General features: G+C 49.8%; 13 protein-coding genes. 8 read left to right on the top strand and 5 right to left on the bottom strand.

The genetic code is table 11. The features are described from left to right. The first annotated feature begins 27 nt into the window (after positions 1 to 27). The gene (locus JK216_RS01185) at positions 28 to 1,722 is read left to right on the top strand and encodes an AMP-binding protein (protein ID WP_212711513.1); all 1,695 of its coding nucleotides are present in this window, start codon (positions 28 to 30) and stop codon (positions 1,720 to 1,722) included. 99 nt (positions 1,723 to 1,821) lie between these two features. Next, positions 1,822 to 2,943: a ribonuclease D gene (rnd, locus tag JK216_RS01180; RefSeq protein WP_212708267.1), complete on the top strand. Its 1,122-nt coding sequence runs from the start codon at positions 1,822 to 1,824 to the stop codon at positions 2,941 to 2,943. Between the two features lie 52 nt (positions 2,944 to 2,995). Here the strand turns inward: rnd and minE are convergent, their stop codons facing one another. Genes minE through minC form a run of 3 tightly spaced genes read right to left on the bottom strand, consistent with a single transcriptional unit; the run spans position 2,996 to position 4,828 of the window. Continuing rightward, on the bottom strand, positions 2,996 to 3,265 hold the full coding sequence (gene minE / locus JK216_RS01175; protein WP_212708268.1) for a cell division topological specificity factor MinE: 270 nt from the start codon (positions 3,263 to 3,265) through the stop codon (positions 2,996 to 2,998). Positions 3,266 to 3,268: 3 nt separating this feature from the next. Then, positions 3,269 to 4,081 carry a septum site-determining protein MinD gene (gene minD / locus JK216_RS01170; protein WP_212708269.1) on the bottom strand — a complete coding sequence of 271 codons (813 nt, stop codon included), beginning with the start codon at positions 4,079 to 4,081 and terminating at the stop codon, positions 3,269 to 3,271. A 33-nt stretch (positions 4,082 to 4,114) separates the two neighbouring features. After that, positions 4,115 to 4,828, bottom strand: coding sequence for a septum site-determining protein MinC (minC, locus tag JK216_RS01165; RefSeq protein ID WP_212708270.1), 714 nt, complete (start codon positions 4,826 to 4,828; stop codon positions 4,115 to 4,117). A gap of 159 nt (positions 4,829 to 4,987) precedes the next feature. On the opposite strand from minC, the gene JK216_RS01160 reads away from it, so the two are divergent. The 3 genes from JK216_RS01160 to JK216_RS01150 all read left to right on the top strand — a co-directional run bounded on the left by JK216_RS01160 (position 4,988) and on the right by JK216_RS01150 (position 6,677). Next, positions 4,988 to 5,260 (top strand): YcgL domain-containing protein, encoded by a 273-nt coding sequence (locus tag JK216_RS01160; protein WP_212708271.1) that lies wholly within the window; start codon positions 4,988 to 4,990, stop codon positions 5,258 to 5,260. Positions 5,261 to 5,500: 240 nt separating this feature from the next. Beyond that, positions 5,501 to 6,160 (top strand): fumarylacetoacetate hydrolase family protein, encoded by a 660-nt coding sequence (locus JK216_RS01155; protein ID WP_212708272.1) that lies wholly within the window; start codon positions 5,501 to 5,503, stop codon positions 6,158 to 6,160. Positions 6,161 to 6,227: 67 nt separating this feature from the next. Beyond that, entirely contained in the window at positions 6,228 to 6,677 is a 450-nt protein-coding gene (locus tag JK216_RS01150) for a YcgN family cysteine cluster protein (RefSeq protein WP_212708302.1), read from the top strand. A 27-nt stretch (positions 6,678 to 6,704) separates the two neighbouring features. On the opposite strand, the gene dsbB is transcribed toward JK216_RS01150, so the two are convergent. Continuing rightward, positions 6,705 to 7,223: a disulfide bond formation protein DsbB gene (gene dsbB / locus JK216_RS01145; protein WP_212708273.1), complete on the bottom strand. Its 519-nt coding sequence runs from the start codon at positions 7,221 to 7,223 to the stop codon at positions 6,705 to 6,707. Positions 7,224 to 7,481: 258 nt separating this feature from the next. Here dsbB and fadR point away from each other — a divergent pair, with 258 nt between their 5' ends. Next, positions 7,482 to 8,195 carry a fatty acid metabolism transcriptional regulator FadR gene (gene fadR / locus JK216_RS01140; RefSeq protein ID WP_212708303.1) on the top strand — a complete coding sequence of 238 codons (714 nt, stop codon included), beginning with the start codon at positions 7,482 to 7,484 and terminating at the stop codon, positions 8,193 to 8,195. Here fadR and JK216_RS01135 read toward each other — a convergent pair. After that, entirely contained in the window at positions 8,192 to 9,724 is a 1,533-nt protein-coding gene (locus JK216_RS01135; RefSeq protein ID WP_212708274.1) for a SpoVR family protein, read from the bottom strand. The two genes, fadR and JK216_RS01135, sit on opposite strands and share 4 nt — an antisense overlap. A gap of 458 nt (positions 9,725 to 10,182) precedes the next feature. On the opposite strand from JK216_RS01135, the gene JK216_RS01130 reads away from it, so the two are divergent. Next, a complete protein-coding gene (locus JK216_RS01130; protein WP_212708275.1) occupies positions 10,183 to 11,481 on the top strand; it encodes a D-amino acid dehydrogenase in 1,299 nt (432 codons plus the stop codon). An 18-nt stretch (positions 11,482 to 11,499) separates the two neighbouring features. After that, the gene (gene dadX, locus JK216_RS01125) at positions 11,500 to 12,576 is read left to right on the top strand and encodes a catabolic alanine racemase DadX (RefSeq protein WP_212708276.1); all 1,077 of its coding nucleotides are present in this window, start codon (positions 11,500 to 11,502) and stop codon (positions 12,574 to 12,576) included.

Below are 12,576 nucleotides of genomic sequence, written 5' to 3'. Positions count from 1 at the left end.
CTCATTGAACAATGGCGAGGGATTACCATGGCCTTACAGGCGGATACACGGAAGAAACCCTGGTTAGCACATTACCCTGATAATGTGTTACCGGAGATTAATGCTGATCATTGTCAGTCATTACTTGATGTTTTTGAACAGTCAGTCCAGCGCTACAACCATAAACCTGCCTATATCAGTATGGGACAGACCCTGACGTTCCGGCAGCTGGAACAGCAAAGCCGTGCTTTCGCCGCTTATCTGCAACAGGCACTGAAACTGGCGAAAGGGACCCGGCTGGCGCTGATGTTACCGAATACCTTACAGTTTCCGGTGGCGCTATTCGGGGCGCTGCGGGCCGGGATGATCGTGGTCAACGTTAATCCGCGCTATAAGCCTGCAGAATTGCGCCATCAGCTGGCTGACAGCGGTGCTGAAGTTATTGTTATTATCAGCAGCTTTGTTGCCACCTTACAGCAGGTGATGGCGGATACGCGGCTCAGACATATCATAGTGACATCGCCGGGTGACGGGCTCCGCTGGCCAAAGCGCAGCCTGGTGAATCTGGCGGTCAGGTTTATCAAAGGGTACCGGCCGGGCGGATTTTTGCCGGATGCCCGCAGCTACCGGCACTGCCTTCAGCGTGGTCAGTCGCTGACTTATCATCGCCCTGAGCTACATCCCCATGATGTTGCTTTATTGCAGTATACCGGCGGTACCACCGGACGGGCAAAAGGCGCAATGCTGACACACCGTAACCTGCAGGCGAATCTGGAACAGATAAAAGCCATGTATGGCGGGGTACTGGTATCCGGTGAAGAGATGATTGTTACTGCATTACCGCTGTACCATATTTTTGCGTTGACTGTGAATTGCCTGTTATTCCTTGAAAAAGGGGGCTGTAATCTGTTAGTTACCAATCCGCTTGATACCCGAAGAATGATTAAAACCCTCAGTCGTTACCGTTTTACGGCAATTTCCGGAGTAAACACCTTATTTGATACTTTGCTGGCCAGTACGGATTTCAGAAAGCTGAATTTTTCTTCCCTGAAACTCACGGTCGGGGGAGGAATGTCCGTGACCCGCAGTGTGGCAGAACAATGGCATGCGCTGACCGGTAATTACCTGCTGGAAGGTTATGGACTGACAGAATGCTCCCCGCTGGTGGCGGTCAACCCCTGTAACAGCAGGGAACATACCGGCAGTGTGGGCATTCCTGTGCCTTCAACAGAGATTAAAATTGTTGATGAACAGGGTAATGAACGGGGGCAGAGCGAACGCGGAGAGCTGCTAATTAAAGGACCGCAGGTAATGGCAGGCTACTGGAACCAGCCGGCAGAAACGGCGGCAGTATTCAGCGATGGCTGGCTGCGTAGCGGCGATATTGTGACTGCTGACCAGCAGGGCTTTATCCGGGTCGTTGACCGAAAAAAAGATATGATTCTGGTCTCCGGGTTTAACGTTTACCCCTGTGAGGTTGAAGCGGTGATTCTGTCTCTGGATAAAGTCGCCGAGGCGGCGGTGATCAGCGTACCCAGTGACAAGACCGGTGAAGCAGTCAAAGCGTTTGTGGTCGCCAGAGATAAATCCCTCACCCGTGAAGAGTTACTTGACCATTGTCGTAAAAATCTGACAGGCTATAAAATTCCGCGGCAGATCGAGTTTTGTGATGCGCTGCCGAAAAGTAATATCGGGAAAATTTTACGTCGTGAACTTCGTAGTGGTGTCATTGCTGATCCCTGAGGATTATGCTGGCATCTTTATATGTAAACGCCGGGCTGACCGGCGTTTTTGTTTTTGTCATCGCTGTGAAGAATTTCCACAGTAAGAGAGAATGCTGTTTTGAATTATCAACTTATCGACACCGACCAACAACTGGCGGTGGTCTGCCAGGCCGCCCTTGAACATGATGCTGTTGCACTGGATACGGAGTTTGTCCGTACCCGTACTTACTACCCGCAATTAGGCCTGATTCAGTTATTTGATGGTCAGACACTGACATTGATTGACCCGCTGCATATTACCGACTGGCAACCTTTTATTACGTTGTTAACCGATAGCGGAGTGATTAAATATCTGCATGCGGGCGGTGAAGATTTAGAGGTATTCCTGAACCGTTTTTCCGTATTACCGTCACCGATGGTTGATACTCAGATTCTGGCAGCGTTTCTTGGTTACCCTATGTCACTGGGCTTTGCGGCGATGGTTGCACAGTTTACCGGGGTTGAGCTGGATAAAAGTGAATCGCGAACCGACTGGCTTGCCAGGCCGCTCACCGAACGTCAGTGTGAGTATGCGGCGGCAGATGTTGGCTATTTGCTGCCGATTGCCGGTCAGTTACATCAGCAGGCCAGAGATCAGCAGGTGCTGGATAAAGCGTTAAGTGAATGTGCAATGCTGTGCGAACGGCGTAAGGATATTCAACCTGCCGCACAAGCCTGGTGTGAAATCAGTCAGGCATGGCAATTACGCCCGCGTCAGCTGGCAGCTCTGCAGAAACTGGCCGAATGGCGTCTGGATTATGCGCGTCGCAAAGATATGGCAGTTAACTTTGTAGTAAAAGAAGAAAACCTGTGGAAGGTGGCGCGCTACTTACCGGGCTCCCTCGGTGAACTTCAGCAGCTGGGACTGGCCGGGCCGGAAATTCGTTTTCATGGCCAGACACTGCTCCGGCTGGTAGCAGAGGCTCAGGATATCGCAGAAGATCAGCTGCCTGCGCCAATAAAAAACCTGATTGACTGCCCGGGATATAAAACGCTGTTTAAGGAGCTGAAAAGCTGCATTAAAACCATCAGCGAACGCAGTGGTTTCAGCCAGGAATTGCTGGCTTCACGCCGGCAAATTAACCAGGTACTTAGTGAACACTGGCATATAAAGCCCCGTAGCAAAACGCCTGAGTTACTTAAAGGCTGGCGGGGAGAACTGATGGGGCAGGAAATTACCGCCATTATTGACGGTAAATAATCCGCAGACGAATGCCGCTTTATCAGGCGGCATTACTGTCGGCGGTGCAGGATCATTTCGCCGCTTCTTCAGCTTCCGGTAAGGTAACGTTCAGCTCAAGAATGGAAATGTCCTCTCCTTTTTGATCCAGTTGTACGGTAACCATATCCGGATCAATTTTTACATATTTGCAAATCACTTCCAGAATATCGCGCTTCAGTTGTGGCAGGTAGTGGGGTTCACTATCACCACGACGACGTTCAGCAACAATAATTTGTAATCTTTCTTTGGCGATATTTGCAGTATTTTTCTTACGGGATAAAAAGAAATCAAGTAATGCCATGGCTTATCCCCCGAACAGGCGTTTTAGGAAACCCTTCTTCTCTTCTTCAATAAAGCGGAAGGGACGTTCTTCGCCGAGTAAGCGATCGACGGTGTCAGCGTAGGCTTTGCCCGCATCTGAAACGGTGTCCAGAATAACAGGCTCACCCTGGTTGGACGCACGTAATACCGACTGGTCTTCCGGGATAACTCCCACCAGTGGAATGCGCAGTATTTCCAGTACATCTTCCATGCTTAACATATCTCCGCGGCTGACACGTCCGGGGTTATAGCGGGTAAGCAGTAAATGTTCTTTTACCGGATCCTGACCTTTTTCGGCACGGCGTGATTTCGAGGCGATAATACCCAGAATCCGGTCGGAGTCACGTACAGAAGAAACTTCAGGGTTGGTCGTAATCACCGCTTCGTCGGCAAAATAGAGGGCCATTAAGGCTCCGGCCTCGATGCCTGCCGGTGAATCACAGACCACAAAGTCGAACGCCATCGTCGACAGTTCATCCAGTACTTTTTCAACCCCCTCATAGGTAAGGGCATCTTTATCACGGGTTTGTGATGCGGGAAGAATAAACAGATTTTCCGTCCGTTTATCTTTGATTAACGCCTGGTTGAGGGTGGCATCTCCCTGAATAACGTTAACAAAGTCATAGACTACGCGGCGTTCACAGCCCATGATTAAATCGAGGTTACGCAAACCGATATCGAAATCGATAACCACGGTTTTCTTACCTTTTTGCGCTAAACCCGTTGCGATGGCCGCGCTTGACGTGGTCTTGCCAACGCCCCCTTTACCAGATGTAACTACAATAATGCGTGCCATATATAATGATTTCCTTAACAATAGAAAAGGGGTCTAATTAAGAGTCTTTATCGACAATACACCGTCGGTTAATGACAAACGGGCTGCCTGGCCAAAAAATTCGGCGGGAATTTGATCCATAATCCAGTATTCCCCGGCAATAGAAACCAGTTCAGCCGCTAAATGTGTACAGAAGATACCTGCGTTTTGATCACCGCTGGCGCCTGCCAGGGCGCGGCCACGCATTGTTCCGTAAATATGAATATTACCATCAGCGACAAGTTCTGCACCTGCACTGACGCTGCTGGTCACGATTAAGTCAGCATTTTTAGCATATATTTGCTGCCCTGAACGTACCGGGGTATGGATTATGCGAGTTTTAGCGAATTTTTCACTGTCAGCGACCGGTGCGGCTATGACCGGCTCCGGTTGCGGTTCACTTTCGCGGGGGTTGCGTGCTTCTTTACCTTCCGTAAGTACCGGTAAACCAGCCGCCTGAATCAGTAATTTCAGCTGCTCGTCTTTGCAGCCACTGATTCCGACAATCCGTAAGCCGGTTTCCACGATGGCTTGTTGCATCTTCGGCCAGTTAACCCCGGCGGATAACGATGAAATATTCAGTACCACCGGGGCATTTTTAAGAAATGCCGGCGCCTGAGCAATTTTTTCCTGAAGCGCCTGACGAATCACCCCAGGTTGTGAATGGTGAAGATGGACAACAGATAAAGTAAAACTGCTGCCTTTAAGTTCGATTGGCGTTTGCGACATCTGTCCCGACTCAGTCCTGTAATGGCAGTTTTATTTCTGAACAAGCGATTAAATAATCCGCCCCTGGCCCAGAAGGTTCAATATTCGAATGACTCCTGTCATGTTATAGTTACACTATTATTCAGGCAAGTCACCACAGAGATTAATTCGGAGAAAAATATGTTTTGTGCCATTTACAGAAGTGCCCTTCGGGATCAGACTTATCTGTATATCGAGAAAAAAGATGATTTTTCCCGCGTCCCGCAAGAGTTACTTAAAGGTTTTGGTAAACCGGTGCTGGCGATGGTGATATCCCTTGCCAGCCGTGAGAAACTGGGCAGTGCCGATATCAATAAAGTTAAGCAGGAATTACAGGATAAAGGTTATTATTTACAGGTCCCGCCACCGCCAGAAGACTTACTTAAAATGCATCTGGAAAACAAAGAAAAATAATTATTCAGATTCCTCTGTAATTATAACCAGTATTCTGCGCGGCGTTATTACCATCCCCGGTATGATTCATTGTGCGCATAATTAATACAATAGCTGGCAGCAGGTTAATTTCACCCGGTGGTGAGGCTTGCTGAGAAGAAGGGGCGGGGAAAACGTCATCCTGCGGGCTATTTTCTTTTACTGGTTTTCTTGCTAAGTATAACAGGGTTGATCACTTTCTTATGCTAACGAGGACATAACATGTACCAGCATCGTAACTGGCAGGGTGAATTACTGAATCTGCCTGCCGGAAAAGTGGTGTGTGTTGGCAGTAACTACGCCAGACATATCAGTGAAATGGGCAGTATTACGCCGGAAGAGCCGGTGCTATTCATCAAACCGGAAACTGCACTTTGTGATTTACGCCAGCCGCTGAAGTTATTATCAGAACTGGGTGAAATTCATCATGAAGTGGAACTGGCCGTGTTGATCGGCAGCACGCTGCAAAACGCCCGCGAAGATCAGGTCTTACCGGCGATTGCCGGTTACGGGGTTGCACTCGATTTAACGCTACGCACCATTCAGGCAGGGCTGAAAAAGAAAGGGCAGCCGTGGGAAAAATCTAAAGGATTTGATAACTCCTGCCCGGTCTCCGGATTTGTTCCGGCAGTGGAGTTCAGCGGTGATGCGCAGAGTACCCCACTGGCCCTGGAGATTAATGGCGATATTCGACAGTCGGGAAATACCCGCGATATGATGTATAAAATTGTGCCATTAATCGCTTATATGTCGCGATTTTTCACCTTACGTCCCGGTGATATTATCTTAACCGGGACCCCGGAAGGGGTGGGTCCGCTGCTATCGGGGGATTCGCTCAGCGTCTCTTTTGCTGACTGCGCCGTGACTACCAGGGTGCTGTAGTACTTGCATATCGGGCGATGACTCTTTATAACGGGCGGCCGATTTGTATAAAGAGACTTAACTTATGATGACAAACCCTCCTTTCTGGCAAACCAAAAGCCTCGATCAGATGACTGATGAAGAGTGGGAATCTGTTTGTGATGGTTGCGGACAGTGTTGTCTGAATAAATTACAGGACGCAGATACGGATGAAATCTATTTTACTAATGTGGCCTGTAATTTATTAAACATAAAAAGCTGCCGTTGTAAGCACTACGCTACCCGCTTCGAGTATGAGCCGGATTGCATTAAACTGACCCGTGAAAATCTGCCGACCTTCTCATGGCTTCCCCGGACCTGTGGCTATCGTTTACTCGCGGAAGGTAAATCATTACCGGACTGGCACCCGTTGCTGACCGGTTCTGCCAGAGAGATGCATGCTAAACGGATTTCTGTGCGTTATATCGCGGTGCGGGAAAGTGAAGTGCGTAACTGGGAAGATCATATTATTGATCGTCCGGATAAAAATGGCTGCTGAAACGCAGCCATTGCCGGCTACGGGAAACTATCTCTGACGACTGAAGTTTTTCAGCTGGGCGATGAATACCAGAACACCGATCAACAGATATACGGCAAAAACAACCACCAGCCACTGGGGCATACTAAGGCTGAACAGGGTCCAGCTGCGATCCAGGCAATCGCCGCTGGCAACAAACATGCCGGGTACCCATTTATCCAGACGTAGCCAGGAAGGGAAGCGGGCCATAAAATCGCAAGTGGCGAACAGCGGCGGATGAAGCTGTAACATGGTATGTTCCCAGGACAGGCGCAGACCTTCCCCCGCAGCAATCAGCCATCCAATGATACCGACAAAACGCAACGGCGTTGCCGGTGCAATTGCGCCGACAATGCCTGCCAGCAGAACCCCCAGTAAGGCACAGCGCTCATAAATACACATTACGCAAGGCTTCAGCCCCATAACATGCTGAAACCACAGTGCCGTGAGTTCTAAAGCCAGAGCGGTCAGGGCCAGAAGTGCCCAGGCGGAACGGCCCTTAGAACAACGGTTTAACAATCGCAACATACTGTTTTCCTTGTTCAATTCATATACCCGGCAGTGTAAACCAAAATGACAAATAATCCACCACTATCACAGTTACAGGGCGGGGTAAATGTCAGCCACTCTTATGCCGGGGGATTAAGAATTGTACGGCAAAACGGCCCCGCAGTGTTGGTTTTATTGACAGTGATCGCCTTTTGTTGCCCCGGTGATGCTATATGACAAATAACGCTTTTGTTATGATGCAATGATAACACCATGGCTGGTAAGAGAGCACAGATGATGCTGATAAACGCACAAAGTCCGGCAGGGATTGCCGAAGAATATATTATCGAGAGTATCTGGAATCGCCGTTTCCCGCCCGGCTCTGTGCTTCCTGCCGAACGCGAGCTGGCCGATCTGATTGGGGTGACCCGCACGACATTGCGTGAAGTCCTGCAGCGCCTTGCCCGTGATGGCTGGCTGACCATCCGGCACGGGAAACCAACCCGGGTCAATAATGTACTGGATACTTCAGGCCTGAATATTCTCAATACCCTGAGCAGGCTTGATCCTGAAAGTACTCCGCAATTAATCGATAATCTGTTATCGGTGCGAACCAGTATTGCGGCTGTCTTTATCAGCCATGCTGTGGGGCATAACCCTGAGCAGTCCCGGCAGATCCTGAGCGGAGCGTTGCAAGCCTGGAGGCAGGGGAAACGTTACAGCGATATTGACTGTCAGGTATTCCGCGGGCTGGCCTTTGCCTCAGGTAATCTGGTCTACGGGCTGATAATTAACGGGCTGAGTGGTTTATATAGCCGTGCTGCAACCCTGTGTTTTTCACATCCGGAAGCCCGCGATCTGGCCTGTGAGTTTTATCATGCATTACATGAGCTCTGCCTGCCGGAAGTGAACAGGCAACAGGTAGTACAGCTGGTTTGTCAGTATGGTGATACCAGCCGTCAGCTCTGGCGCAGGATACAGAATATCCCTGCCGGCAACGGTGCGGCTTAACCAGTCTGACGGGACGGGCAGCGAGCCAGTAGCTCAACGCTGCCGTCATCATTTTGCTGTTCCAGCCGGACATCAAACCCCCACAGGCGGTGGATATGTTTCATCACTTCATCCGTGTTGCTGCCCAGCGGGGCCCGGTTTTGGGGGATATAATGTAATGTCAGTGAGCGGTCTCCTCGCAGGTCTGCGTCCAGCACCTGAATGTTTGGTTCGCGATGACTCAGATTATACTGGGCTGACAGCTGCTGGCGGATAGTCCGGTATCCTTGCTCATCGTGTATCGCAGAAATTTCCAGATAATTTTTCTGATCGTCATCAGCCACCGAAAACAGACGCAGATCGCGTATTACCTGCGGCGAAAGAAACTGACTGATAAAACTTTCATCTTTGAATTCACGCATGGCGAAATGCAGCGTATCCAGCCAGTCGCTGCCGGCGATATCCGGGAACCAGGCGTAATCTTCGGCGGTCGGTTGCTGACAGATACGTTTAATATCACGGAACATCGCAAACCCCAGCGCATAGGGATTAATCCCGTTATACCACTGGCTGTTGTAGGCCGGCTGAGCCACAACATTGGTATGACTGTGTAAAAATTCCAGCATAAAACGTTCACTGACTTTTCCTTCGTCATACAGATGATTCAGCAGGGTGTAGTGCCAGAACGTGGCCCAGCCCTCATTCATCACCTGAGTTTGTTTTTGCGGATAAAAATACTGGCTTATTTTACGAACAATCCGCAGGATCTCCCGCTGCCAGGGCGCCAGCAGTGGCGCATTTTTTTCCATAAAATACAGCAGGTTTTCCTGGGGCTCCGCCGGATAGCGTTGCCGCTGTGCGGTAAGCGCCGGTTTTTCCGTGCGGGGTAAAGTACGCCACAGGTTATTCACCTGCTGTTGCAAATAATCTTCGCGGCTTTGCTGGCGGGCTTGCTCTTCCTGTAGTGAAATCTTCTGCGGGCGTTTATAACGGTCCACACCATAGTTCATTAATGCATGGCAGGAGTCCAGCAGTTGTTCCACCGCTTCGATACCGTATTTTTCTTCGCATTCGGCAATATAGTTACGGGCGAATAACAGATAATCGACAATTGAACCGGCATCGGTCCAGCTGCGGAATAAATAGTTATTTTTGAAAAAGGAATTGTGTCCATAACAGGCATGTGCCATCACCAGCGCCTGCATGGTAAGGGTATTTTCTTCCATCAGATAAGTGATGCAGGGATCTGAGTTGATGACAATTTCATAAGCCAGTCCCTGCTGACCTTGTTTATAGCGCTGCTCTGTTTCAATAAACGTTTTACCAAATGACCAGTGGCTATAATTAATCGGCATACCAATACTGGAGCAGGCATCCATCATTTGTTCGGCGGTAATAACCTCTATCTGATGGGGGTAAGTTTCCAGCCGGTAGTAGCCGGCAACACGGTCAATTTCCGACAGGTAAGTCTCAAGCAGCTCAAAGGTCCAGTCCGGGCCGTCACTCAGCCTGGCCGGGCGGAAGGAAGGGGCATCAAAAAGGGTTGTCATAGCGCACCTCGTTTATCGGCAGTGAGTGATCGCCTGTCATCATCCTGATATGTTTCCACGTTTCAGGGATAATTTAAGGATAGCTGATACTTTGCAAGTTCAGGTCAGGGCAGGGTAAAAACTGGCACAAAAACGGGTGCAGACTTCCCGCGGGCTATTTTTTCTGCCAAAAGTTAAATTCCGTACAGCTATACAGAATAATATCCCGTATATAAGGATAATATATGGCAGCATATTAAAATTCTGACATCGTTTCTGAAAACTCATCCCCGCATAATTAACTACTAATTTTTAATATAAAACCACCTTAACTGCTGAATATGCAAAAAACTGCGAATTTTTGTTACCAGAAAGATAAAAACAAGGTGAAATAGACTTAATTTAATAGCCATTGATCTATCAGTGTATATCGCTACCTGATAACCAATGACCTGGTATTTTATGCTGCGGGGGTTGTAATGAAAGTGCTTATTCTCGGAAGTGGGGTGGTCGGGGTGACCAGCGCCTGGTATCTTGCTCAGGCGGGCCATGAAGTCACAGTGATCGATCGCAGCAGCGGGCCGGCTGAAGAAACCAGTGCCGGAAATGCCGGGCAAATTTCGCCCGGGTATGCCTCTCCGTGGGCAGCGCCCGGTATTCCATTAAAAGCGCTGAAATGGATGTTCCAGCGTCATTCTCCGTTGTCTGTTCGCCCGGATGGTTCGTCATTTCAGTTGCAGTGGATGTGGCAAATGCTGAAGAATTGTACGCTGCCGCATTACCAGCAAAATAAAAGTCGCATGGTCAGGATTGCCGAATACAGCCGTGATTGTATTAAAGAACTGCGCGCCACTACCGGGATTCATTATGAAGGGCGCCAGGGCGGCACATTACAATTATTCCGGACTGAACAACAACTTGCTAATGCCGTAAAAGATATTGAAGTGCTTAAACAGGCCGGGGTGCCTTATAAATTACTGCAGGCCGCCGAATTAGCTTCCATTGAACCGGCCCTGGCGGCAACACAGCATAAACTGACCGGCGGATTACAATTGCCGAACGATGAAACCGGTGACTGTAAACTCTTTACTCAGCGACTGGCGGCGATGGCGCAACAGGCCGGGGTGGTATTTCGTTATAATATGACGGTTGACCGGTTATTACGCGAAGGAAACAGCATCAGCGGTGTTCAGTGTGGCGACGAAACGCTGACTGCCGACCGTTATATTGTCGCTTGCGGTTCTTATTCAACGGCATTACTGAAAGATATTGTCGCCATTCCTGTTTATCCTCTGAAAGGATATTCCCTGACGATTCCGGTGAAAAATTACCACGCCGCTCCGCTGTCTACGGTACTCGACGAAACCTACAAAATAGCTGTTACCCGGTTTGATGACCGGATCCGGGTGGGCGGAATGGCTGAAATTGTCGGATTTAACACCAAACTGTTACCTGCCCGCAGAGAAACGCTGGAGATGGTGGTCAGTGATCTTTATCCTGAAGGTGGCAAGATTGAACAGGCGACTTTCTGGACCGGGCTGCGGCCGATGACCCCGGATGGTACCCCGGTTGTCGGACGGACACCATTAGCTAACCTGTTCCTGAATACCGGACATGGCACTCTGGGCTGGACAATGGCCTGTGGCTCCGGGAAATTAATCGCCGATATTATTTCCGGTAAAACACCGGATATTGCCGCTGATGATTTATCCGTGATGCGTTATTTACCTGGTTTTGATAACCCGTCATTACCTAAAAAAACAAGTATTGCCCGTTAAGGTTTTCCGGAGAATTGTATGTCACGACCGATTATCGCAACCGTCAGCCAGCAGGCGCTACAGCATAATTTAGCCATAGTAAAACAGGCTGCACCTGCTGCAAAAGTCTGGTCTGTTGTGAAATCTAATGCCTACGGGCATGGTATTTCCCGTTGCTACACTGCATTGTCAGAGAGTGATGGCTTTGCTCTGCTGAATTATGAAGAAGCTATTCAGTTACGCGAAAGTGGCTGGCAGAAGCCGTTGCTATTACTGGAAGGCTTTTTTAAAGCAGCCGATCTCGCACTGCTGGATGGTTATCGGCTGACCACCAGCGTACACAGTGAATGGCAAATTACCGCACTGGCAAATGCCCGGTTATCTGCCCCCCTTGATATCTATGTCAAAGTGAACAGCGGTATGAACCGTCTCGGTTTTCGTCCGGATCAGGTCCCGGAGGTCTGGAACCGGCTGGCTGCATTAGACAATGTCGGTGAAATGACACTGATGACACATTTTGCGCGGGCGGAGCTTAGCGACGGAGTCGATCAGCCGGTTGCTCTGATGGCGCAGGCTGCTGCCGGTTTAGGGAGCGTCCCCGCGCGTTGTTTTGCTAACTCTGCGGCCACGCTCTGGCACCCCGAAACCCACCATCAGTGGATCAGGCCGGGGATCATTCTGTACGGCGTTTCGCCTTCCGGTAACTGGCAGGATATTGCCGGAACAGGACTGAAGCCGGTGATGGGGCTGCACAGCGAAATTATTGGTATTCAGCAGTTAACCCCGGGAGAAGGGGTGGGTTATGGCTACCGCTATCATGCCGCCTCTGAGCATAAAATAGGGATAGTGGCTTGCGGGTATGCCGATGGCTATCCCCGTCATGCGCCGAGCGGAACACCTGTCGCTGTTGACGGTGTTATGACACGCACCCTGGGAGCGGTGTCGATGGATATGATGATGATAGACCTGGCTCCCTGTCCCGCGGCACATATCGGGTCTGTTGTCGAACTGTGGGGGCAACAGGTACCGGCAGATGATGTGGCGCAGTCATGCGGAACGGTAGGTTATGAACTGTTATGTGCCGTTGCACCACGGGTACCCTTCCGGCTTCTGTAA

Source organism: Tatumella sp. JGM94, from assembly GCF_018257595.1.
Lineage (GTDB): Bacteria > Pseudomonadota > Gammaproteobacteria > Enterobacterales > Enterobacteriaceae > Tatumella > Tatumella punctata.
This window is presented reverse-complemented; position numbering and strand designations above follow the sequence as displayed.

Bases quoted from the DNA above. Each gene is read 5' to 3' on its own strand.
- minD (WP_212708269.1), bottom strand. From the start codon at position 4,081: ATGGCACGCATTATTGTAGTTACATCTGGTAAAGGGGGCGTTGGCAAG.
- dadX (WP_212708276.1), top strand. From the start codon at position 11,500: ATGTCACGACCGATTATCGCAACCGTCAGCCAGCAGGCGCTACAGCAT.
- dsbB (WP_212708273.1), bottom strand. From the start codon at position 7,223: ATGTTGCGATTGTTAAACCGTTGTTCTAAGGGCCGTTCCGCCTGGGCA.
- JK216_RS01155 (WP_212708272.1), top strand. From the start codon at position 5,501: ATGTACCAGCATCGTAACTGGCAGGGTGAATTACTGAATCTGCCTGCC.
- JK216_RS01185 (WP_212711513.1), top strand. From the start codon at position 28: ATGGCCTTACAGGCGGATACACGGAAGAAACCCTGGTTAGCACATTAC.
- minC (WP_212708270.1), bottom strand. From the start codon at position 4,828: ATGTCGCAAACGCCAATCGAACTTAAAGGCAGCAGTTTTACTTTATCT.
- fadR (WP_212708303.1), top strand. From the start codon at position 7,482: ATGCTGATAAACGCACAAAGTCCGGCAGGGATTGCCGAAGAATATATT.
- JK216_RS01130 (WP_212708275.1), top strand. From the start codon at position 10,183: ATGAAAGTGCTTATTCTCGGAAGTGGGGTGGTCGGGGTGACCAGCGCC.
- JK216_RS01160 (WP_212708271.1), top strand. From the start codon at position 4,988: ATGTTTTGTGCCATTTACAGAAGTGCCCTTCGGGATCAGACTTATCTG.
- minE (WP_212708268.1), bottom strand. From the start codon at position 3,265: ATGGCATTACTTGATTTCTTTTTATCCCGTAAGAAAAATACTGCAAAT.
- JK216_RS01150 (WP_212708302.1), top strand. From the start codon at position 6,228: ATGACAAACCCTCCTTTCTGGCAAACCAAAAGCCTCGATCAGATGACT.
- JK216_RS01135 (WP_212708274.1), bottom strand. From the start codon at position 9,724: ATGACAACCCTTTTTGATGCCCCTTCCTTCCGCCCGGCCAGGCTGAGT.